The sequence below is a fragment of the Noviherbaspirillum malthae genome (assembly GCF_015352985.1).
GTDB classification, from domain to species: Bacteria; Pseudomonadota; Gammaproteobacteria; order Burkholderiales; family Burkholderiaceae_D; genus Noviherbaspirillum; species Noviherbaspirillum malthae.
In genome coordinates this window covers 203,344-223,556 of record NZ_JACYXF010000005.1, presented here as the reverse complement: position 1 = coordinate 223,556, position 20,213 = coordinate 203,344, and the positions used below count along the sequence as shown (strand labels likewise).

Below are 20,213 nucleotides of genomic sequence, written 5' to 3'. Positions count from 1 at the left end.
GCTTCAAGACATAAAACACATCAGAACAGATTGCCCGATCAGCCGTTGATATTCATGCAAAGTATAGCTGATATGCAAAATGTAAATTGGTTTTATAACTTCCTTGTACTTATACTGCAATGCAGCAAAATAAGATAGTAGCAAGCAAAAATATTGGGAGTAAATGATGTCTTTGTTAACCATCGCGTTTCCGGCCGAAGCTGCCTTGCCCGCGCTGCAGGCATTTGCCGGAAACTTCGTCAGCCTGGTCCGCCCCATGGTGGGACTGAGCGTTCTCGCTGCGGTACTGCTCGCTTTCAGGCCGCTCCTGATCGGTCTCCTGCGCGCCGGCCTTCTGATTCTGAAACCGCGTCAGACCCTGGAGCAGCGCTCCGCCCGCAGCGTGCTGCACAGCATCATCATGCTCAACGGCATGGCGCGCGATCTCGATGGCGCACACCCCAGCCTGGCCAACGAATTGCGCGCGCTGGCCTCGCGCGGCTGATCGGGACGAGTCTCATGAACACTCTGTCGCGTTCCGTTCGCCAGTCCGGCATTTCGGCCGAGCCGCCGCGCCTGCTGACCGAATGCGCGCTGTTCGTGCGCCATTCGCGCAGCCTGGCGTCGATGATGCCGGCGTTGCTGTTCAGCGGTGCCGTCAGCCTGCTGGTAAGCGTGCTGCTGCACGGTTTGTCGCTCGATGTGGCCGAAGTCGCATTGCACGGCCGGCTTGAAGCCTGGCTGACCCTCTGGCCGCTGCTGTTCCCCGTGGCTTATCTGGCGAATTTGGCATTGCGCAAGGCGCGTCGCCTGGCCGCCGCCCGCGCGCAGCGCAAGCCGGGCCTGAGCTATGGGGATATCGCCGACGTCGGTGCGCAGGTCGATGCCGCTCAGCGCCTCACTGTCCTGCGCGGACTGAAGCCCGGCAGAGAATACTTTGCCTGAATTCCAGGCGCTGCAGTACGCATGAAAAAAGCCCTGCCGGCGCAAGCCGCAGGGCTTTTTTCATGCGGCTACGATGCGGCCTCCACTGCTGCGGCTCCGCGTTACAGCCTGCTCAGCAGCATATGGGTATCGATGATGCGCATGCCTTGCTGCATGTCCATCCCGTCGGTCGCGCGCTGCACGACGTAGGGGCCGTAGCCGGTCTCGGTGCGGATGGCAAACTGGAAAATGGCATCCCAATCATGTTCATGCGGCACGACCCATACCACCTGGCGTCCGTTGTCCTGCCCTATGCCCGCATGGCGCAGGTTGGCGCAGATGGTGCGGGCCCGTTCTTCCCGCGTCTGGTCATACCTGCCGTGCTCGTCCGGCATCGGCAGTACCGCGGGCACGCGTTTCTGCGACAGCGAGGACGCGCCGGTACGGAAGCGCGCCCATGGTCCGAGCAGGATGCCGGCAACGAAGTCCAGCTCGGCGTCGGACAGGGGCGCATCGAGGTAGTAGCAGGACAGTATGCGGGCCATGATCGCACTTTCTACATCGGCTCGGAAAAAGCCGGCAAGCTTGATGATAGCCCCGGAAATCAGTTCCTGGGCCTGTTCTTGTCATAGATTGCGAACAGGATCAAGCCATAGCTGACCAGGCGGATCAGGTAATAGAACGGCGAATTGTCTTCCGTCTGTGTCGCCGGCCCGAGGGCCAGGCGGTTGAGGGCGTCGATGATGAAGGAAAGCGCGAAGAACAGGAAGAAGCGGTCTCCCGTGCTGCGCCAGAAACGCAGGAAAAACAGGCCGATGACCGAGGAGGCCATGACGATCGCGCCAAGCAGTGTGGTATTGAGCATGTTTTCATTCTTCCCAGATCAGGCCGTAGAGAAGCGGCAGCAAGGCGATCAGGGTCGATGCCAGGCGCCAGGAGATCAGATCGACCGAGGTGGGGAACACGATCCGGTCCAGGATCAGCAGGATGTTGTTGACGGACATGCCGGCAAAGCACAGGCCGCTCCAGAACAGCAGTCGGTAGCCGTTGCGGCGGTAGGCGCGCAGCAGCATCCAGGTACAGAGCATCGATGTGATCGCGCAGAGCGAATAAATGATGGCGGGCATGTCAGGAATCCTTTCGCCATTTGAAGGCATCGGCAAACTGCTGCGCCTTTCTTGTGGAAGTGGAATGAACGAGATTGGTGATTTCGACCAGGTGCGCCGAGTAGCTTGCGGCCACGCGGTCGATGATACCGCGCAGGCTGTCCGATTCGGGCGCATAGAAATACAGTTTGGGAGTCTCTCCCTCGGCGCGCAGGATGCCCGCTTCCTCAAGGCCGGAGAGCAGTTCGGCTGAGATCTTTTCGCTCAGATAAAGGCGCTGTGCAAGGATGCGGTTGTCCCAGCCTGTGCCCTCCTCGTTGCGCAGCAGCAGCATGGCTTCGAGATACGGAATCGAAGGAATGCTGGTCAGCACGAAGCGGCGCACGTCGTCGGCAATGGCAGAAGCTTTGATCATCCGGCAGATTGCATGCAAAAAAGATGCAGTAAAGAAACAACATCTTACTGACCGTGCGGGGCGATGTCGATTCCGTGGGCAGCCGGATTGACCTGCATCAAATCATGGGCGCAAAACCATGGCAAGTCGTCAAGCTTTTTCCAGGGCGCGGGTAAAACCAAACAGGGTGCCTTTTGTCCAAATGTCCATCTTATCGAAAAGGCAGCGACGGTGGACAACAAGAGCAAGCCCGGCCCGAATTCGCATCAATCCCCCAGGAAGCCGCATCAATCCGCTCCGCGCCGCATACTGAGAGGCATCGTTCTCGCCATGACGGCGATCGTGGTCACGGTGCTGGTGGCGACGGCGGTGGCGGTCAGCAGCTATATCGCCAAGATCGCGCCGACCACGCCGGGCATCGAAGACCTGCGGGCCGTACGGGAGGCGCAGCCGAGCGTCCTGCTGTCCGCCGACGGCACGCACTTGGCCACCTTTGCCCGCGGCCAGCAGGAACCGGTCACGCTGGCCCAGATCTCTCCGCATGTGCTCAAGGCACTGATCGCCACTGAAGACCATCGCTTCTACGACCATCCCGGCATCGATATCAGCCGCACCCTGTCGGCCGTGGTGCACACGCTGCGCGGCGACGCCCAGGGCGGCTCCACCATCACCCAGCAGCTGGTGCGCAACGTGTTTCCTCAGGAGATCGGCCGCTCGCGCACCATCGAGCGCAAGGTCAGGGAAATCATCACGGCGATCAAGATAGAAAAGGCTTACGGCAAGGACCAGATCCTGGAAACCTACCTCAACAGCGTGCCTTTCCTGTACAACGTGATCGGCATCGAGATGGCGGCCCGCACCTATTACGACAAGCCGGCGTCGGACCTGGACGTGCTCGAAAGCGCGACGCTGGTCGGCATGCTCAAGGGCACCAGCTACTACAACCCCATTCTCAATCCCGAGCGCGCGCAGAAGCGGCGCAACGTGGTGCTGGCGCAGATGCACAAGCACGGCGTGCTTTCCGCGGATGAATACCAGGCGCTGCGCGGACAGCCGCTGCAGGTGACGCTGACGCGCCAGCCCGACCCGCTCGGTTCGGCGCCGCATTTCGCTGCCTATGTCCGGCGCCAGGCGCTGGAGTGGGCCGAGGCCAACGACTACAACCTCTATACCGACGGCCTGACCATCTACAGCACGCTGGACGACAAGCTGCAAGGCGCGGCCGAGGCGGCGGTGGAGCGGCAGACCAAGGTGCTGCAGGACATCGCCGACGTCGAATGGGGCAGCAAGACCGATCGCGTCGCTTCGCATACGCCGACGGCCTACACCGCCCTGCGCAAGAAGGTCGAGCCGTTCAGCCATTTCTGGAAGGAGCGCGCCGATCTGCTCGATGCCTTCATCCGTGAAACCGGCGAATACAGGAAGGCAGTCGCCGCCGGCCGCAGCGAGGAAGAGGCATTGGCCAGCCTCAAGGCCAACGACAAATTCATGACGCGCCTGCAGGAAGGCAAGACCCGGCTCGAAGCCGGCTTCCTGGCGATGGATCCGGTGTCCGGCGAAGTCAAGGCCTGGGTCGGCAGCCGCGATTTCGAGCGCGACCAGTTCGACCATGTCGCCCAGGCCGAACGCCAGCCGGGTTCCACCTTCAAGCCCATCGTCTACGGCGCGGCGCTGGAACAGGGCCTGCGCCCGGACCGCATCTATCCCGACGGCCAGGTCGAAATCCGGCTGGTCGATGGCGGCGTCTGGCGCCCGACCGACATGAGTGGCTTCAGCAACCGCATGATGAGCATGCGCGAAGGCCTGGTCTATTCAAAGAACACCATCACCGCGCAGGTCATGCAGGATGTCGGCCTGCCCAATGTGATGCGCATGGCGCGCGCGGTCGGCATCGAGCACAGCCGGCTCGATCCGGTGCCTTCCCTCTCGCTCGGCACCAGCCCGGTGACGCTGTTCGAAATGGTATCGGCCTACTCGACGATCGCCAGGGTCGGCGAATACCGCAAGCCGGTGGTGATGCGCAGGATCGCCGACCGCCATGGCAAGGTGATCGCCGAATTCGGTTCCGAGGCGCAGCGCGTCATGTCTGAAGACACGGCGGTGGAACTGATCGACATGCTGCGCGGCGTGGTGCGCTACGGCACCGGCACCGAGGTGCGCAACCGCTTCAACATCGCCGCCGACATCGCCGGCAAGACTGGCACTACGCAGAACAACACCGACGGCTGGTTCATCCTGATGCACCCCAACATGGTGGCCGGCGCCTGGGTCGGCTTCAACGATTCGCGCGTGGCCATGCGCAGCGATTACTGGGGCCAGGGCGGCCACAATGCCATCCTGCTGGTGGGCGACTTCTTTCGCGACACGCTCAAGGCCAAGCTGATCGATACCAAGGCCAAATTCCCGCAGCCCAAGCGTCCGCCGCCCATGATCGTCAAGGAACCTTCCGAGGAATGGGTCAACCGCGTGACGGAAAACATGGAGCTGGCGCCGCCGCCCGGCTACGGCGTGATCGAGCGTGACGGCACCACGGTGGTGGTCGGACCGGCGGCGCGGGAAATGCCCGCGGCCATGCCTGCAGCGGAGCGCGTGAGCGCGCCGGCTCCCCAGCCGGCAGAGGATGAACTCGCCCGCTTTCTCACCGACAGCGGACGCCAGCCATCTTCGCCCGGCATTCCGGTCAACAGCAGCGGCGGCGCGCCGGCGGGCACCTGGAGCGCCGGAGGCGGCGATCTGGGCTTCCCGGCGCCCGGTCAGTAGGGCGTGAATCCTACAGCGTCACTTCGTCTTCCGGTTCCAGTATCGGCGGCGACTTGAACATCTTGGGAATATGCCGGTCCATGTGCGCCCAGGGCAATGCATCGACGGTCCAGATATCGGCCACCGGCTTGAATCCGTCCGGAAAATCCAGCGCGGCGGCATGCACCAGCACCACGGCCGGATTGTTGTCGGGCAAGGCAAGCAGCGGCGTGCCGCATTCAGGGCAAAACAGGCGGGTCGCATGATTGCCGTTCGCCCGCTGCGGACGATGCCGCTTCGGATGGCCCGCAATGCGCAATGCCTGCCCCGGCACCACCAGCAGCGGCGCGCAGGCACCGCCGCTTGCAAGCTGACAACTGCGGCAATGGCAGTTGTACATCGCCAGCGGGGCCGCCGAACATTGAAAGCGGACTGCGCCGCATGCGCAGCCGCCTGGGTAGTCTTTCGTCATGGCAAGCCTCCTTGGTTCCATACCCTGTAGACCCCAGGCGCTGCGCAAAAATCTGCCGCAGTCCTTGCCGCGCTCAGGCCACGCAGCCGAACTGCATTCCGAACTGCGTGAAGGGCAAACGGTCGTAGCGTTACCAACACGACAATCCGACAGGAGTACACCACATGGAAATAGATATCGGAATTTCCGAACAGGATCGCCGCAGCATCGTCGACGGCTTGTCGCGCCTGCTGGCCGATACCTACACGCTGTACCTGAAGACGCACAATTTCCACTGGAACGTGACCGGGCCGATGTTCCAGACGCTGCATCTGATGTTCGAAACCCAGTACACCGAACTGGCTGCGGCGGTGGATGTGATTGCGGAGAGAATCCGTGCGCTGGGAAGCTTTGCGCCCGGCACCTACGGCGACTTTGCCCGCCTGTCCTCGATCAAGGAGCCCGACGGCGTGCCGAATGCGCAGGAAATGATCCGCCAGCTGGTGCAGGATCAGGAGGCCGTCATCCGCACCGCCCGCTCGATGTTCAAGGCGGTGGACCAGGCATCCGATGAACCCACCGCCGACCTGCTGACGCAGCGCATGCAGGTGCATGAAAAGACCGCGTGGATGCTGCGGTCTCTGCTGGAAAACTGAAAAACTGAAGGGCTGGGGATTTTATGTGGCGAGGGGCATGGCGGCAACCGCAGGGCTTGCCGCCTGCCTGCGCGCTTCCATCCGCTGCTGGATGCGCTCCCACAGCTTTTCGTGGAAGGGCATGACGATCACGTTGCAGATCGGTTCGAGCAGCGCGGCAAGCCCGCCGAAGGCCATGGAACCCGTGACCACATACATGGTGATGAAGGCGACGGCCATGTGAACGGCGATCTGGCTGACGGTTTTTGCGGCGGTAACCATGTTCTTGTCCTTTCTTTGCGAATCTCTGCTGCACTACTGCATGCAAGAGATGATAATGATTCGCATTTGATAGAACAAATTGATTTATTCAAGAAATCTGATAGGGCACCGCTATAAACCTCCTCATCTTCAAAACTTATAGCTGACACCGATACGCAGTACCGGATAAGCCTTGAAGCGCTTGACTTCATCGCGCAGCTGTTCGTTTTCACGCGCGAGATCGTTGGCGAACTGTGAACAGACCGACGCGGAGGCCGTACAGCCGCTGTTGCTCAGTGACGTGCGCGGCGAACCCTGCAGCAGGACGCCGATATCGGTGGAAATCGACCAGCCCTTCTCCTTGCTCGACGGACGGCCCCAGCCGATACCCAGATAGGGCGCGACCTTGTTGAAGCTCACCTTGCCATTGACCTGCCCCACCGCACCCGCGCTGTAGCTGCGGCCGTTGACGGTATAGTTGCCTGCTGCATTGGCCTGGCCGTCCACATCGATCTTGTTGCCGTTGTAAGCGAGGCCCGTAGTGAGCCGGAAGGAACTGTCCGCGCTCGGGTACCAGTCCAGCAGCGCGTCATAGGTATTGGCCTTGAGCTTGAGCTCGTAATTCATGTCGCTGGTGCTGCCGCTGTAGGAATAGCCCAGGTAGCCGAGGCCGAGGCGGGCATTCAGGTTGGGCTGCAAGGGAATGCTGGCGTGAAAGCCGATACCCGTCGTTCCGATCTCCCCTGCCACGCCCACGTCGGCATGGGAAGCGCCTGTCATCATCAGTCCTGCGATCAATCCAAAAGCTGCAAACGTTTTCTTCACTCTTTGTTTCCTATGGTAAAGCGGGTGGCCCGGCAAGATTTCGCTGTCGCAAAATTGCTCGGCGTACAGGCGTTTGTGACTATGGGGTAACCCGCCGGTTCCGGCTTTTCTCAGGAAAATGCGTGAAGTTGGGCAAAAATTGAAAGAAGATACAGGATATTGTTGCAGGCGGTTAATGGGTGTCGCCGCCGTCGCCTACTTGATGGAAGGATGAAAAGACAAACTGGAAAGAGGCTGGAATGCGTCCGGTGGCCCGTTAGATGCCGCCGGACGTGCTTTCAATGCAAAAAGAATCAGAAGCGGGCAACGGATTCCAAAGCGCGTTCGACATCGGTGCGATCGATATCCAGGTGCGTCACCCAGCGGATGCGCTTCATTGCCTTCTCCTTGGTCTTGTAATAACCGCTGGTGACGCGGATGTCGCTGGCTGCCAGATGCGCGATGAAGGCGTCTGCAATCTCCGCATCGATATCGAAGAACGCGATATTGGTCTGCGCCGGATGCACGTTCGCCCTGCCGGCCAGCTTCGAGTTGGCTTCAACCGCCTTGCCCAGGCCTTGCACCAGCAGCTGCGCATTGGCGTGGTCCTCGGCCATGCGGCGCACATTGTTTTCCAGCGCATAGATGCCGGCCGCCGCCAGAATGCCTGCCTGGCGCATGCCGCCGCCCAGCATCTTGCGCATGCGCCTGCCGCGTGCGATGAATTCCTTCGAACCCAGCAGCAGCGAGCCGACCGGCGCACCGAGGCCCTTGGACAGGCAGAGCGACAGCGAATCATAGGATTTGCACAACTGGCGCGCCTGCGCGACCGGATCGCCGTCGCCGGCGCTTGCCACTGCCGCATTGAACAGCCGCGCACCGTCGATATGGCTGCGCAGGCCGTGGCGTTCGGCCAGCGCCTGCACGTCGCGCATGTAGGCCGGCGGCAGCACCTTGCCGCCATGGGTGTTCTCGATGACGATCAGCCTGGTGCGGGCGAAATGCGGATCGTCGACCTTGATGGCCGCCTCGATGTCGGCCAGAGCGATGGTGCCGTCAGGCTGGTTCTCCAGCGGCTGCGGCTGGATCGAGCCCAGCACCGCCATGCCGCCCGCTTCCCAGCGATAGGTATGCCATTGCTGGCCGACGATGGCTTCCTCGCCGCGCTGGCAGTGCGCCATCAGCGCAATCAGGTTGGTCTGCGTGCCGCTGGGGGCGAACAGCGCCGCCTCGAAGCCCAGCATCTCGGCCGCCATCTCCTGCAGGCGATTGATGGTCGGGTCGTCGCTGAATACGTCATCCCCGAGCGGCGCCTCCAGCATCGCCTGCTTCATGCCGGGTGTCGGCTGCGTTACGGTGTCGCTACGAAAATCGCTCATGGTAGGCCCTTACAGATTTTTCAAACCGACATTATCGACGTTTTGAAAAAATCCCGCGATGCGAGCGGTTGCGCGATCAAGGCCGCCAAGCCAGGAATCACCCGTTGCCGGGTTCCGTATAAGAAGGACCTCCTTCAGGAACTGTTTGTTACCTCACTTCCACCTATGTAGGTCATAAGCTCATTCAGTCAGTGCGCCAGCATTTCGTCGGTTTTGACTAGTCTAGGCCTTGCAGAGCGGTGTTGCGCGGGCTGCACCGAATGAGCTAAGGACAGCAGCATATTTTTGCTCAGATTCCTAGGAGAATGAAATGGTTTCCAGTCCTACCTTGCGCAATCCGTCCACTATGGTCCCGCCCAGTATTGAAAAGAATCCGCAGGCATCCACGTCCTCTAGCAATAAAGAATTCAGCGACGCCAAACTAAAATTTTTGGAAGAAATACATAACCTCTATCCCACTGGAAAAATGGGAATAAATGATGATCGACAAGTTTTTTTCGATAAGAAACTTCTCGAGCATATAAGGAACGGGGAGCGGATAAATGACACGAACGGCAAGCCATACACTCCCTCTCCTGAACTCCAAAATGCGGCGCGGATCCTCTTGGAAAATGACGCACCGTCTTCGATTAATCCAAATGGGGATCCGTGGTTTAACAAAGGAGATTTGGAGCGCTCCATTGCGCCTTCTTTGTTTGATGATGACAAGGGAAATGCCAAGCGTGGTGACATATTTTGACATCGGTCACGGGGCCGCCTTATGACACCTGCATTCCGTTTGGACCAAATTGAAGCCAGTATGGGGCGGCTTCGGGCTTGGCACCGCATTGACATTCAATCTCGCGGTCGACCGTTCTGGCGGTGGTCAGCGTAGGCGGGGATACAGCCTTGCCCGACTTGTACCGATTCCGGAAAAGCATTCCATGACCTGAGAGATCGCATGATTTTTCGCGTGGTCTCATTGCATTGGTCATTCATTGCCGAATGGTGCGGATTAAAAAATTTGTTGATCAGATCATGGACGAGAATCATGCCGATACTGCGGCAAAAAGCGGGATTGAAAGTGCAACTTTCGGCAATTGAAAACGCACCAGCGATTGCTTGCCGAAAAATCTGAAAGCATTCCATCGCTCTGAAGAGCGCAACATCATCCAGGCAACACTTGGATATCCTGCTGAAGTTTATAGTGGACGATGACACTACCTCTGTTATCATTTATGCAATCAACGGCGGCAAAACTCTCTTTCTTGACGGCAAAGTGTAGTCATCGTCCATCAACATGCCCTTTCCACCTCATCACGATTCTTCCCTCGGCCAGCGCTTCGTTCTCGAGACCATCGGCTTCAGCGATGCCGAAACCAGCCTGCTGACCTCCACCTTCCGCCTCACCGGCCGGCGGCCCTTCCACTATGTCGAGGCCGCTGCGCCGCAGGAGCGCACCGACATCTATCTCGTCAATGCCGACAATCCTCTGGCCATGTGGCAGCTGCAGGCGCGTTCACCCAGTGCGCACGTGCCGGCGGTGCTGATCGGCAGGCAGCAGGAGGCGCTGCCGTGGCCGCTGGTGACCAAGCCGATTCACTGGATGCGCCTGTTCGAGCAGCTCGACCTGCAGATGCGCCTGGCGCTCAGGGAGCGCGCGCGCCGCCGCAATGCGGGCAATGCGGGCAATGCCGGCGGTGCGGAATGGCGCGGCGGCATGTCGCGCCGCGCCTGCGACCGCCATGCGCCGTACCGGCCGCTGTTCGAGGAATCCGGACTGCAGGAATCGGTGCTGGTGGTCGATGACAGCGCCACGGTGCGCGCCTTCATGCGCTCCCGGCTGGCGCCTTTCCGTTTCGATGTGGATTACGCAGAGAGCGGCGAGAAGGCGATCGACATGGCGCAGGCCAAGCACTACACCTGCATTTTTCTCGACATCCTGATGTCCGGCATGGACGGCTACCAGGTATGCAAACGCATCAAGTCCAGCAGCGCGACGCGCGACACCGCGGTGGTCATGCTCAGCAGCCGGGCCTCGGCCTTCGACAAGTTCCGCGGCAGCTGGGCCGGCTGCGACGCCTATCTCGGCAAGCCGGTCGCCGAGGATGAACTGCTGTCCACCATCGCCCGTTTCCTGCCGAGCGCGCGCGACACCGCGCAGGCGCTGCTGGCGAAGGCCGGCTAGCTGATTTCCTGTATCCGGCGTTCGCGTTCCAGCTGGATGACGTGGGCGGTGCCGCCTTCGGACATGCCCAAGCCCTGCAGCACCAGCGCCGACAGCTGCAGACCGGCTTCCAGCGTCTCGGGAATGACCTGCGTCGCACCCGCATGCCGCAGGGCCACCGCATGCTTTTCGTCGCGCGAGCGCGCATAGATCGGAATGTGCGGATATTCGCGCCGGATCGCCTTGACCGCATGCAGCGCCGATGCCGGATGATCCATCGTCAGCACGATCGCGGCGGCTTCCTCGGCCTTGACGGTGCGCAGCAGTTCCAGCCGGGCGGCGTCGCCGAAATATACCGGCAGCCCGAGCGCGTGCAGCCTGCCGACCAGGCGCGCATCGGTTTCGAAGGCCACGTAGGGAATGTCCTGCGCCGCCGCCATCTGCCCGACCAGCTGACCCACGCGTCCGTAGCCGGCGATGATGATGCGGCCGGCCGCCGGCTGCGGCATCTCTTCAGCAGCGTTGGGTATGGTGCAAGCACGTTTTTCGAGCGTGGCGCGCAGCATCTGGCCGGCCTTGGCGACCATCGGCGTGGCGAACAGGCTCAGGCTGACCACCAGCATGATGAACTGCCCAGTCGGCTCCGGCATCAGCTGCGTGGCGACGGCCTGGCCGACCACGATGAAGGTGAATTCCCCGCCCTGGCCGAGAAGCGTGCCGCCCTCGATCGCCCTGCCCCAGCCGAAGCCGCCGATGCGCAGGATCAGCGCGGTGACCGCGGTCTTGATGGCGAACAGGCCGAGCACCGACAGCGGCAGCAGCAGCGGCGCCTTCGCCACTTCCCGCACGTCGATCGCCATGCCCACCGACATGAAGAACAGGCCCATCAGCAAGCCCTTGAACGGCTCGATGGTGACTTCCACCTCATGCTTGAATTCGGTCTCCGCCAGCAGCAGGCCGGCGAGGAAGGCGCCGAGCGCCATCGACAGTCCTGCCCATTCGGTCAGCGCCGCAATGCCGAGCGTGCTCAGCAGCGTCAGCGCCATGAAGACATCCGGCTGGCGCTGGCGGACGAAGGCCTGGAACAGCGGCCGGATCACGCGCCGCCCCAGCAGGTAGATCAGCAGGATGGCGCCCGCCGACTTGAGCAGCGTCAGCAGCACCAGCGCCGCCACGCCTTCGCTGCTGCCCTTGGCCAGTACGCCCATCAGGATCAGCAGCGGCACCACCGCCAGGTCCTGCAGCATGAGGATGGAAAAGCCGGCGCGTCCCAGCGGCGTGCCGAGCGTGCGCTGCTCGTTCATCAGTTGCATTACCACCGCGGTCGAGGACAGCGACAGCACGAAGCCGAGGATCACGGCCGCTTCCAGCGGATTGCCGAACAGCCAGGCCAGCAGCCCGATCAGCGCGGCGCTGAGCATGACCTGCGCGGTGCCTGCGCCGAACACCCAGCGCCGCAATGCCCACAGCCGTTCGGCGGACAGTTCCAGGCCGATCATGAACATCAGGAACAGCACGCCGAATTCGGCCAGGGCGGCAACGCCTGCGCGGTCGGGAAAGGTGAAGTTGGACAGGACCGGCATGTCCTGCGTCCACAGGCCGAGGCCGAAAGGGCCGACCAGGGTGCCGGCGGCGAGAAAGCCCAGCACCTGATTGATGCGAAAACGCTGCAGCAGCGGGATGAGCACCCCGGTCAGGGCAAGGAACAGCAGGGTTTCACGCAGGTACGGCAGGGCTTGATGGACTTCCACTTCGACGATTCCGGGAGAAAAAGGGCGCTCCAAGTGTGGCACATCTTGACGCTTTCAAGCCCGAGCAAATCGCACGGATATTTCACCCTTCATCGAAGGTGGCACCGGCCTCCGCTCAGCGCCTGCGTTTCTTCCAGTTGTAGTCCGGCGACGGATCGGCCACGCCGGGGTGGCCGACCGAATCCGGGTTTTCCGACGACATGGTGACGAAGCAGATGCCCTCGCCGGCGCGTTGCCGGGTGCGCAATTGCTCCATGAACTTCAGCGCGGCGCCCATTTCCTCCGACGGAAAGTCCCTACCCTGCGCGCTGGATTCGCCGTCGGCGACTTCAGTCCAATACACCATGTACATCGCTGTCTCCGCTGCCGTGATCAGCCCTGCCAGGCCTGCGCGACGATTTCATACGAGCGCAGCCGGGCCGCATGATCGAAGATCATGGAATTGATGATGAGTTCATCGGCCTGGGTGGCTTCGATGAAGGACTGCAACTGTTCGCGCACCATCGCCGGGTCGCCGATGATGGAGGCGCGCAGCGTGGACTGCACCGACGCCTGTTCCGGCGGCGACCAGAGGCCGTCCATGCTCTTCACCGGCGGCGGGATCTGTCCGGGCGTGCCGCGCAGCAGGTTCACATGGCTCTGCTGGTGCGAGGTCGACAGGAAACGCGCCTCTTCCTCGGTGTCGGCGGCGAAGATGTTCAGGCCGACCATCGCATACGGCTTGTCCAGCACCTCGGACGGCTGGAAGCGGTCGCGGTACAGCATCAGCGCGGTCTGCATGTAGGCCGGCGAGAACTGGCCGGCGAAGGCGAACGGCAGGCCGAGGTGGCCGGCCAGCTGGGCGCTGAAATCGCTGGAGCCGAGCAGCCAGATCGGAATGTTGAGTCCCTCGCCCGGCACCGCACGCACCCGCGGCGCGCTCGTTTCCGGCTGCAGGTAGGCGCGCAGTTCGGCCAGCTGCTGAGGGAATTCATCGTCGCCCTGCAGCGTGCGGCGCAGCGCGCGGGCCGTCAGCTGGTTGGAGCCGGGCGCGCGACCAAGTCCGAGATCGATGCGGCCCGGATAGAGCGACTCCAGCGTGCCGAACTGCTCGGCGATCATCAGCGGCGCATGGTTGGACAGCATGATGCCGCCGGAACCGACGCGGATGCGCGAGGTCCGGCCGGCCACGTGGCCGATCAGGATGGAAGTGGCGGCGCTGGCGATGCCGGGCATGCCGTGGTGTTCGGCCACCCAGTAGCGGTTGTAGCCCCAGCGCTCGGCATGCTGCGCCAGGTCGACCGTGTTGCGGAAGGCGTCGGCGGCCGTGCTGCCTTGGGTAATGGGCGAGAGATCGAGGATGGAGAGCGGAGTCTGCTTGAGCTGTTTCATGACATGCAAGCCTTTGTTCGATGAAGCGGCCGCCGTATGGGTAACTGGAACAACCAGGCGGCCGAAATCAACTACATGGGCATGCCTTCCGTTTCTGCAAGCGCCTCATCCGCAGATTGTCAGAAAGAAAGCAGGCCCTTCTGCCACAGATAGCGGCCCAGCATCACCACGCATACCGTGACGATCATCGGCCGGATCAGCCTGGTGCCGCCGCGCACCATTGCGTGCGAGCCGCCCCAGGCGCCCAGCACCTGGCCGGCGACCATGGCCGCGCCGGCCGCCCACAGCACCTTGCCGCCGGCGATGAACACCAGCAGCGAGGCGAGATTGCTGGCGAAATTGAGGATTTTGGCCTGGGCGGTGGCCGTCAGCAGGTCGCGGCCGCGCAGTGCAACGCCGGCCAGCGAGAAAAAGGAGCCGGTACCGGGGCCGAACATGCCGTCGTAGAAACCGATGCCCGGCACCACCACGCCCTTGTAGACGGCCTCGTTGACGCGCGGCTTTCGCTCGACCGCGCCGGCATTCGGCGCCAGCAGGAAATACGTCGCAATGCTCACCAGCACGATGGGAATCACGATATCCAGCGTCGCCGCGCTCACGAACTGCACCGCGAACGCGCCGAGGCAGGAGCCGATCAGGGAGCAGACGAACAGCCGCCGCATTTCCGACCAGCGCACCAGCCTGCGCCGCAAAACCATCAGCGACGCCGTCAGCGAGCCGAAGCTGCTCTGCAGCTTGTTGGTGGCCAGCGCCTGCAGCGGCGGCACCTGCGCCAGCAGCAGCACCGGGATGGTGATCAGCCCGCCGCCGCCGGCAATCGCGTCGACGAAGCCGGCAATCGCGGCAGCCGCGAACAGGCCGGCGAGAATCTCCGGCGATAAGACAAAATCCATTCCACTTCCTGTTTTTGTTGCTGTTGTGTCGCCGGATCGCTCCAGGGATGAAGTCCGCCTGAAGCTTGCTCGGGCGTACTTTCAGGCTTTCTTGTCACGCAGGCGGATCAGGCCTTCCTGGGCCATGCTCGCCACCAGCACGCCCTGGCGGTCGTAGACATGGCCGAAGCACAGGCCGCGGCCGCCGGAGGCGTTGGGCGTCTCCATGGCGAACAGCAGCCAGTCATCCATGCGGAAAGGACGGTGGAACCAGATGGTGTGGTCGAGGCTGGCGATCTGCAGGCGCGGATCGCCGACGCGGATGCCGTGCGGCTGCAGCGCGGTCCACAGCAGGCCGTAGTCCGACACGTAGCCGAACAGGGATTCATGCATCAGCCGGTCCTGCGGCAGCGCGATCGGCGCGCGCGTCCAGATCTGGCGCGTGGTCTTGCCCTCGTTGCCGCTCAGGATGTCGCCCTGGAAGTCGGCGCGGAAGTCGACCGGCGTCGGCATGAACGGGCGCTTGGGATTGGGCGGCATCCGTTTCCATTCCTCGATGTTGGAGGCAATGGTTTCCGGATCGGAGAAGGCCGGCGCCGGCTTCTGGTGCGACAGGCCCTCCTCTTCCTGCTGGAATGATGCCGACATCACGAAGATGCGGCGACCTTCCTGGGTGGCGACCACCCGCCGCGTGCTGAAGGAGCCGCCGTCGCGCACCCGTTCCACTTCATAGTCGATCGGCAGCCGGAAATTACCCGGCAGCAGGAACATCGAATGCAGCGAATGCACGCGCCGCTCGGGCACCGTGATGCCGGCCGCATACAGCGACTGGCCGACGACCTGGCCGCCGAACACGTTTGGGCTGCCCATGAAATGGCTCTGGCCGCGGTAGCAGTCGGTGCCGACCTGCTCCAGCTTGAGCAGGTCGAGCACTTCCTGCGTATTGAAAAGAGAGGGATCCTGCATTGTGTCTTTGTTTTCGTTGTTCAAGTCAAAATTCCGGCGCTTCCTGCTTCCCTGCCTGCTTCCCTGATCTCAATCGAGCTTCGTCGCAAAGCCGTCGCGCAGTTCGCGCTTGAGGACCTTGCCGATGGCGCTGCGCGGCAGCACCTCGGCCAGCTCGACCGCGGCCAGCCGCTGCGTCTTGCCCAGCCGTTCATTGGCCCAGGCGCGCAGCGCGGGTGCATCCAGCGCCGATCCTGTTTTTACCACAACAAAGGCCACCGGTGTCTCGCCCCACTTCACCGAAGGCACACCGACCACGGCCGCCTCGACCACATCGGGATGCTGGTGCAGCACCGCTTCCAGGTCGCTCGGATAGACGTTGAAGCCGCCGGAAATGATCATGTCCTTCTTGCGGTCCATCAGCGTGAGGAAGCCCTCGGCGTCGAAGCGGCCGATGTCGCCGGTGCGGATGAAGCGCTTGCCGCTCGGATCGTACCATTCCGCCTCGGCCGTCTTCTGCGGCTGCTTGTGGTAGCCGGCCATCATCGCCGGCGAGTGGCCGACCACTTCGCCCAGTTCGCCCGGGCCGACTTCGCGGCCGGCGTCGTCGATCAGGCGGATGTCGTGGCCCGGCGCCGGCTGGCCGACGGTATGCAGCTTGTCCGGATGCTCGTGCGCGGCCAGCACGCAGGTGCCGCCGCCCTCGGTCATGCCGTAGTACTCGATCAGCCCGCCCGGCCAGCGCTTGAGGATGTCGGCTTTCAATGCTGCAGAGAACGGCGCGCTGGTGCAGAACTTCATGCGGTAGGACGACAGGTCGTATTGCCCGAAATCCTCGCGCGCCATGATGCGCTGGTACTGCACCGGCACCAGCATGGTGTGCGTGACGCGGTGCTGCTGCGCCAGCCCGAGATAGGCGCCGGCATCGAACTTGGCCATCAGCACCACCGTGCCGCCGAGCGACACCGTCGGGAAGAAGCAGACCAGCGTGGTGTTGGAATACAGCGGCGTCGAAATCAGCGTCACCGCATTCTGGTCGTAGCCGTTGACGAGGCCGCGCTGCACATGCGTCCAGCGCATCGAATGCGGCTGCACGATGCCCTTGGGCGCTCCGGTGGTGCCGGACGAGTAGATGATGTTGAAAGCCCAGTCGGGCCGGATATCGACTTCCTGCGGCCGACTCGCTTCCGGCGCCAGCCAGGCGTCGAAGGCCTGGCCGGCGTCGCTGCCGTCGAGGGCGATGACCGGCATGAACAGTTCGCCGCGCACCGGGGAAAGCTGCTGGGCGACTGCGCGGTCGACGAACAGCAGCCGCGCATCCGCATCTTTTGTCATGCCGATCAGGCTTTCCGGCGACGACGACGGCGCCAGCGGCGCCACCGCGACGCCGGCGCGCAGGCTGCCGAGGAAGACCACCGCATAGGACAGCGAGGTGCCGGCGCAGATGGCGACGGCGTCGCGCGGCTTGATGCCGTCGCGCTGCAGCGATGCGGCGACCCTGTCCATCAGGCGGTCGAGTTCGGCATAGCTGACGGTTTGTCCGTCCTGCACCAGCGCCGGATGATCCGGGCGCGCCCTGGCTTGCAGGTGGATCAGATAAGGCAGGGTATGAAAGCTGTCTTCGAGGATGGATTCGATGTGAAGTGGATCGCTCATGCTGTTCATCGGCGGAAAGGAAGGAAAGGAAGAAGCGTTGGCCTCCATACTATTCCAGTTTCAATTTTCGCGTTAGAAAACCGCAGAGCGAAACAGCCCGCCATAGGAAACGGCGACGCCGGCAAGCCCCTCAAGCCTTGGCAATCTGGTTGCGGCCGTCGTTCTTGGCCTGGTACAGCGCCACATCGGCCCGCCGCAGCAGCTCCTCCGCATCGATGTCGGGCGCGATCTCGGCCACGCCCGCGGAGAAGGTGACGCTGAAATCCTGGTGCTCCGCATGATGGCGGATATTGGAAAACGAAGCCCGGATCTGGTCGAGCACCGGCACCGCCGCCGAGGCCGGCGTGTGCGGCATGATGACCACGAATTCCTCGCCGCCGTAACGGCCGATGATGTCACTGCGGCGCAGTCGCTGCTGCAGCATGCGCGACAGCGCGCGGATCACCTGGTCGCCGACCGGATGGCCGTAGGTATCGTTGACGCTCTTGAAACGGTCGATGTCGAGCATCGCCAGCGACAGCGGCTTCTGCATGCGGCGCGCCGTGGCCAGTTCCCGCGCCAGGTGCTCGGTCACCGCCGAATGGTTGAACAGCCCGGTCAGGCTGTCGCGCATGATCAGGCTGCGCAGCTCGCGGTAGCGCTTGACGCGGCTGGTGACGGCGGAGATCAGGTGCAGCGGCCGGATCGGCTTGGTCAGGAAATCGTCGGCGCCGGATGCGATGGCGGTGAGCTGGTTGTCGAGGTTGCTGTCGCTCGACAGGAAGACGATGGGCACGTCGAGATAGAGGGCGTCCTGGCGGATCACGCGCGCCACGTCGATGCCGTCGCAGGCGGGCATGTAGACATCCATCAGGATCAGCTCCGGACGGAATTCACCCATCACCTGCAGGATGTCTTCCACCTTGTACAGGGCGCGCACGTCCATGCCGGCCTGGCGCAGCAGCGTTGCATGGTAGTCGGCGGTTTCCACCTCGTCGTCGATGATCAGGATGCGGCCGGGTTTCTCCTCTTCGCTTGCAAGCAGCCGGTCGAGCAGGTCGACCAGCGCCACCATGTCCAGCGGCTTGGAGAAATAGCCGTCGGCGCCGGCCTTGACGGTGGCCAGGCGTGCTTCGAAGGAACTGCGCGTGGAAATGAAGATGACGGCGAAACGGTGTTCGCTGCTGGCCTTGATGCGGGCGATCTGCGCCGCGCCGGCCAATATGCCGGAGGGAAAGGCAAGATCCATCACCACCGCCGCCGGCGCCTGCCGGCGGACAGCCTGCTCCAGTTCATCCAGTCCGCCGACGGCCAGGACCTCATAGCCGAACTCCCTGAACTGGGCGGCAATGCCGGAAGCCGACCCGGCATCGTCGCCGACCAGATAGATCCTGCGGCCGGCGCCGGCGTCGCTGCCGGCGGCCTGAGCGGCCGGGGAAGCGGCCTGCTGCGGATCGGGCGCACCTTCGCCGTCCTTGGGATCGAGCGCCGCCCAGCGCAGCAATTCCCGTATGCCGGCGGCGAGCGGAGGAAAGTCCTGGCCCGAGGAGCCGCCCTTGATACCCTTGATATAGGCGGTCAGCCGTATTTCCAGATCGCTGGCCTGCTGGCCCAGCCTGGCGAATCCGAAGGTGCCTGCCGAGCCGGCCAGGCCGTGCAGCTTGACCAGCAGCGCATTGAGCTGCGCGGCCCCTTCCGGTTCGCGGATGCACTGTTCCAGCGTTTCGCCGAGGCTGTCCAGCCGCGACGGCAGATTGGCGGCATAAGACGCTTCGATCGCGCGTAGCGTTTGTTCAAGATCACCGGCTTGGTCTTTGTTGTTCATGGCAATGATGACGACGATGCGAATTGCGAATGGTGGAACGATGAATTTCCCGCTTCTTTTCCGCACGTGGCGCTGGCCCAGGCCCTACCGGGTGACCGGCGCCTTGCGTTCCAGCTGCTGGAAATACTCGCTTTCAAGCTTCTTCAGCGGCATGTCCCGCAAGGTCCGGTTGAACGCCTGCTGCATTTCCCTGCCCTGCGGCGTGCGCTGGAAACAGACATGCAGCGGCAGCTCCGCCAGCGGCTTGTCATGGAAGGCGATCCGGTCGCGCTCGCGTGCCAGGCCCGGCTCGCTCAGCAGCAGATAGCGCATCACCAGCTTGTCGATGACCACCGCATCGACCCGGTTGGCCAGCAGCTTGCGCAGGTTCAGCATGTCGTTCGGCGACGAGTCGATGTTCAGCTTGCCTTCCCGCACCAGGGTATCGAAGGCGGGGCCGTTGGAAAATCCGGCGACCACGGCGATTTTCAGCGGCGCCAGGTCCTGCAGGGTATTCCAGGCCAAGGGCGTCCCCTTCAGGTAAGCCAGGCCGACATTGCTGCTGCCGATGGGCACCGAAAAATGGCATTGGCGCGCCCGTTCCTCAGTGTAGTACGCGGGAAAATAACCGGCGTACTGCGCATCGCGCATGCCCAGCTGCACCGCCCGCGTCCAGGGAAAGTAATCGATCCGTACCTGATAGCCGCCCGGCTTGGCCGCCATGGATGCCACATGACCGGACCACCCTTCCCTGTCGAGCATGGTGCCGACGTACGGCAGCCACTCCAGGCTGGCAAGCCGCATGACTTTCGGCGCCTCGGCAGCCGCAGGGGCCGCTGCGAATGCCAGGGCCATGATGAGGCCACGCATCATTGTCATTTCCTTGTTATTCACCGACTGCGTCGCTGTCTCCTCCGCGGCCGTTTTCATGCAACTCCCATAAGTATGGGAAGAGTGTAGCCCAGAGCCGAAAGTATGTCTTCCGGGAAATGGCTCCATTCCCCTGAATTTTTCGCG

22 protein-coding genes are annotated in these 20,213 nt (G+C 62.7%); 6 read left to right on the top strand and 16 right to left on the bottom strand.

Going from position 1 to position 20,213, the window contains the following annotated elements; genetic code table 11:
• The first annotated feature begins 163 nt into the window (after positions 1 to 163).
• Both IGW03_RS10665 and IGW03_RS10660 read left to right on the top strand, forming a co-directional pair.
• A complete protein-coding gene (locus tag IGW03_RS10665) occupies positions 164 to 484 on the top strand; it encodes a hypothetical protein (RefSeq protein WP_228535315.1) in 321 nt (106 codons plus the stop codon).
• 14 nt (positions 485 to 498) lie between these two features.
• Positions 499 to 924 (top strand): hypothetical protein, encoded by a 426-nt coding sequence (locus IGW03_RS10660; RefSeq protein WP_194722533.1) that lies wholly within the window; start codon positions 499 to 501, stop codon positions 922 to 924.
• A 101-nt stretch (positions 925 to 1,025) separates the two neighbouring features.
• Here IGW03_RS10660 and IGW03_RS10655 read toward each other — a convergent pair whose 3' ends face one another.
• From IGW03_RS10655 to IGW03_RS10640, 4 genes are read right to left on the bottom strand one after another with little or no spacing between them, the layout of a single operon-like run.
• A complete protein-coding gene (locus tag IGW03_RS10655) occupies positions 1,026 to 1,448 on the bottom strand; it encodes a hypothetical protein (RefSeq protein WP_194722532.1) in 423 nt (140 codons plus the stop codon).
• Positions 1,449 to 1,507: 59 nt separating this feature from the next.
• Positions 1,508 to 1,768, bottom strand: coding sequence for a DUF5985 family protein (locus IGW03_RS10650; protein WP_194722531.1), 261 nt, complete (start codon positions 1,766 to 1,768; stop codon positions 1,508 to 1,510).
• Positions 1,769 to 1,772: 4 nt separating this feature from the next.
• Positions 1,773 to 2,030: a DUF5985 family protein gene (locus IGW03_RS10645; protein ID WP_194722530.1), complete on the bottom strand. Its 258-nt coding sequence runs from the start codon at positions 2,028 to 2,030 to the stop codon at positions 1,773 to 1,775.
• A 1-nt stretch (position 2,031) separates the two neighbouring features.
• Positions 2,032 to 2,424 (bottom strand): hypothetical protein, encoded by a 393-nt coding sequence (locus IGW03_RS10640; protein WP_194722529.1) that lies wholly within the window; start codon positions 2,422 to 2,424, stop codon positions 2,032 to 2,034.
• Between the two features lie 210 nt (positions 2,425 to 2,634).
• On the opposite strand from IGW03_RS10640, the gene IGW03_RS10635 reads away from it, so the two are divergent.
• Positions 2,635 to 5,163, top strand: coding sequence for a penicillin-binding protein 1A (locus IGW03_RS10635; RefSeq protein ID WP_323744955.1), 2,529 nt, complete (start codon positions 2,635 to 2,637; stop codon positions 5,161 to 5,163).
• A 10-nt stretch (positions 5,164 to 5,173) separates the two neighbouring features.
• Here IGW03_RS10635 and IGW03_RS10630 read toward each other — a convergent pair whose 3' ends face one another.
• The gene (locus IGW03_RS10630) at positions 5,174 to 5,614 is read right to left on the bottom strand and encodes a GFA family protein (protein ID WP_194722527.1); all 441 of its coding nucleotides are present in this window, start codon (positions 5,612 to 5,614) and stop codon (positions 5,174 to 5,176) included.
• A 164-nt stretch (positions 5,615 to 5,778) separates the two neighbouring features.
• Here IGW03_RS10630 and IGW03_RS10625 point away from each other — a divergent pair, with 164 nt between their 5' ends.
• Positions 5,779 to 6,249: a Dps family protein gene (locus IGW03_RS10625; protein WP_194722526.1), complete on the top strand. Its 471-nt coding sequence runs from the start codon at positions 5,779 to 5,781 to the stop codon at positions 6,247 to 6,249.
• Between the two features lie 21 nt (positions 6,250 to 6,270).
• Here IGW03_RS10625 and IGW03_RS10620 read toward each other — a convergent pair whose 3' ends face one another.
• The 3 genes from IGW03_RS10620 to ltaE all read right to left on the bottom strand — a co-directional run bounded on the left by IGW03_RS10620 (position 6,271) and on the right by ltaE (position 8,672).
• The gene (locus tag IGW03_RS10620; RefSeq protein ID WP_194722525.1) at positions 6,271 to 6,510 is read right to left on the bottom strand and encodes a DUF2061 domain-containing protein; all 240 of its coding nucleotides are present in this window, start codon (positions 6,508 to 6,510) and stop codon (positions 6,271 to 6,273) included.
• Between the two features lie 129 nt (positions 6,511 to 6,639).
• Positions 6,640 to 7,314 (bottom strand): hypothetical protein, encoded by a 675-nt coding sequence (locus IGW03_RS10615; RefSeq protein ID WP_323744954.1) that lies wholly within the window; start codon positions 7,312 to 7,314, stop codon positions 6,640 to 6,642.
• A gap of 293 nt (positions 7,315 to 7,607) precedes the next feature.
• Positions 7,608 to 8,672, bottom strand: a complete 1,065-nt coding sequence (ltaE, locus tag IGW03_RS10610) for a low-specificity L-threonine aldolase (RefSeq protein ID WP_194722524.1) — start codon at positions 8,670 to 8,672, stop codon at positions 7,608 to 7,610.
• A gap of 310 nt (positions 8,673 to 8,982) precedes the next feature.
• Here ltaE and IGW03_RS10605 point away from each other — a divergent pair, with 310 nt between their 5' ends.
• Both IGW03_RS10605 and IGW03_RS10600 read left to right on the top strand, forming a co-directional pair.
• Positions 8,983 to 9,411: a hypothetical protein gene (locus tag IGW03_RS10605; RefSeq protein WP_194722523.1), complete on the top strand. Its 429-nt coding sequence runs from the start codon at positions 8,983 to 8,985 to the stop codon at positions 9,409 to 9,411.
• A gap of 540 nt (positions 9,412 to 9,951) precedes the next feature.
• Complete coding sequence (locus tag IGW03_RS10600) at positions 9,952 to 10,839, top strand: response regulator (RefSeq protein ID WP_194722522.1); 888 nt, start codon at positions 9,952 to 9,954, stop codon at positions 10,837 to 10,839.
• Here IGW03_RS10600 and IGW03_RS10595 read toward each other — a convergent pair.
• The 8 genes from IGW03_RS10595 to IGW03_RS10560 form a co-directional block, all read right to left on the bottom strand.
• A complete protein-coding gene (locus IGW03_RS10595; protein WP_194722521.1) occupies positions 10,836 to 12,569 on the bottom strand; it encodes a monovalent cation:proton antiporter-2 (CPA2) family protein in 1,734 nt (577 codons plus the stop codon). The genes IGW03_RS10600 and IGW03_RS10595 overlap by 4 nt on opposite strands.
• A gap of 115 nt (positions 12,570 to 12,684) precedes the next feature.
• Entirely contained in the window at positions 12,685 to 12,921 is a 237-nt protein-coding gene (locus IGW03_RS10590; protein WP_194722520.1) for a hypothetical protein, read from the bottom strand.
• Between the two features lie 20 nt (positions 12,922 to 12,941).
• A complete protein-coding gene (locus IGW03_RS10585) occupies positions 12,942 to 13,940 on the bottom strand; it encodes an LLM class flavin-dependent oxidoreductase (RefSeq protein ID WP_194722519.1) in 999 nt (332 codons plus the stop codon).
• 119 nt (positions 13,941 to 14,059) lie between these two features.
• The gene (locus IGW03_RS10580) at positions 14,060 to 14,833 is read right to left on the bottom strand and encodes a TSUP family transporter (protein WP_194722518.1); all 774 of its coding nucleotides are present in this window, start codon (positions 14,831 to 14,833) and stop codon (positions 14,060 to 14,062) included.
• A gap of 81 nt (positions 14,834 to 14,914) precedes the next feature.
• Positions 14,915 to 15,802: an acyl-CoA thioesterase gene (locus IGW03_RS10575; RefSeq protein WP_228535313.1), complete on the bottom strand. Its 888-nt coding sequence runs from the start codon at positions 15,800 to 15,802 to the stop codon at positions 14,915 to 14,917.
• A 45-nt stretch (positions 15,803 to 15,847) separates the two neighbouring features.
• A complete protein-coding gene (locus IGW03_RS10570) occupies positions 15,848 to 17,413 on the bottom strand; it encodes a class I adenylate-forming enzyme family protein (protein ID WP_194722517.1) in 1,566 nt (521 codons plus the stop codon).
• A 130-nt stretch (positions 17,414 to 17,543) separates the two neighbouring features.
• The gene (locus IGW03_RS10565) at positions 17,544 to 19,217 is read right to left on the bottom strand and encodes a GGDEF domain-containing response regulator (protein WP_194722516.1); all 1,674 of its coding nucleotides are present in this window, start codon (positions 19,215 to 19,217) and stop codon (positions 17,544 to 17,546) included.
• An 84-nt stretch (positions 19,218 to 19,301) separates the two neighbouring features.
• Positions 19,302 to 20,069, bottom strand: coding sequence for a substrate-binding periplasmic protein (locus IGW03_RS10560; protein ID WP_194722515.1), 768 nt, complete (start codon positions 20,067 to 20,069; stop codon positions 19,302 to 19,304).
• Positions 20,070 to 20,213: the final 144 nt, after the last annotated feature.

Coding starts and splice junctions, on each gene's coding strand:
- IGW03_RS10565 (WP_194722516.1), bottom strand. CDS start 19,217: ATGAACAACAAAGACCAAGCCGGTGATCTTGAACAAACGCTACGCGCG.
- IGW03_RS10630 (WP_194722527.1), bottom strand. CDS start 5,614: ATGACGAAAGACTACCCAGGCGGCTGCGCATGCGGCGCAGTCCGCTTT.
- IGW03_RS10665 (WP_228535315.1), top strand. CDS start 164: ATGATGTCTTTGTTAACCATCGCGTTTCCGGCCGAAGCTGCCTTGCCC.
- IGW03_RS10600 (WP_194722522.1), top strand. CDS start 9,952: ATGCCCTTTCCACCTCATCACGATTCTTCCCTCGGCCAGCGCTTCGTT.
- IGW03_RS10645 (WP_194722530.1), bottom strand. CDS start 2,030: ATGCCCGCCATCATTTATTCGCTCTGCGCGATCACATCGATGCTCTGT.
- IGW03_RS10660 (WP_194722533.1), top strand. CDS start 499: ATGAACACTCTGTCGCGTTCCGTTCGCCAGTCCGGCATTTCGGCCGAG.
- ltaE (WP_194722524.1), bottom strand. CDS start 8,672: ATGAGCGATTTTCGTAGCGACACCGTAACGCAGCCGACACCCGGCATG.
- IGW03_RS10655 (WP_194722532.1), bottom strand. CDS start 1,448: ATGGCCCGCATACTGTCCTGCTACTACCTCGATGCGCCCCTGTCCGAC.
- IGW03_RS10560 (WP_194722515.1), bottom strand. CDS start 20,069: ATGATGCGTGGCCTCATCATGGCCCTGGCATTCGCAGCGGCCCCTGCG.
- IGW03_RS10580 (WP_194722518.1), bottom strand. CDS start 14,833: ATGGATTTTGTCTTATCGCCGGAGATTCTCGCCGGCCTGTTCGCGGCT.
- IGW03_RS10640 (WP_194722529.1), bottom strand. CDS start 2,424: ATGATCAAAGCTTCTGCCATTGCCGACGACGTGCGCCGCTTCGTGCTG.
- IGW03_RS10590 (WP_194722520.1), bottom strand. CDS start 12,921: ATGTACATGGTGTATTGGACTGAAGTCGCCGACGGCGAATCCAGCGCG.
- IGW03_RS10570 (WP_194722517.1), bottom strand. CDS start 17,413: ATGAGCGATCCACTTCACATCGAATCCATCCTCGAAGACAGCTTTCAT.
- IGW03_RS10585 (WP_194722519.1), bottom strand. CDS start 13,940: ATGAAACAGCTCAAGCAGACTCCGCTCTCCATCCTCGATCTCTCGCCC.
- IGW03_RS10625 (WP_194722526.1), top strand. CDS start 5,779: ATGGAAATAGATATCGGAATTTCCGAACAGGATCGCCGCAGCATCGTC.
- IGW03_RS10650 (WP_194722531.1), bottom strand. CDS start 1,768: ATGCTCAATACCACACTGCTTGGCGCGATCGTCATGGCCTCCTCGGTC.
- IGW03_RS10605 (WP_194722523.1), top strand. CDS start 8,983: ATGGTTTCCAGTCCTACCTTGCGCAATCCGTCCACTATGGTCCCGCCC.
- IGW03_RS10620 (WP_194722525.1), bottom strand. CDS start 6,510: ATGGTTACCGCCGCAAAAACCGTCAGCCAGATCGCCGTTCACATGGCC.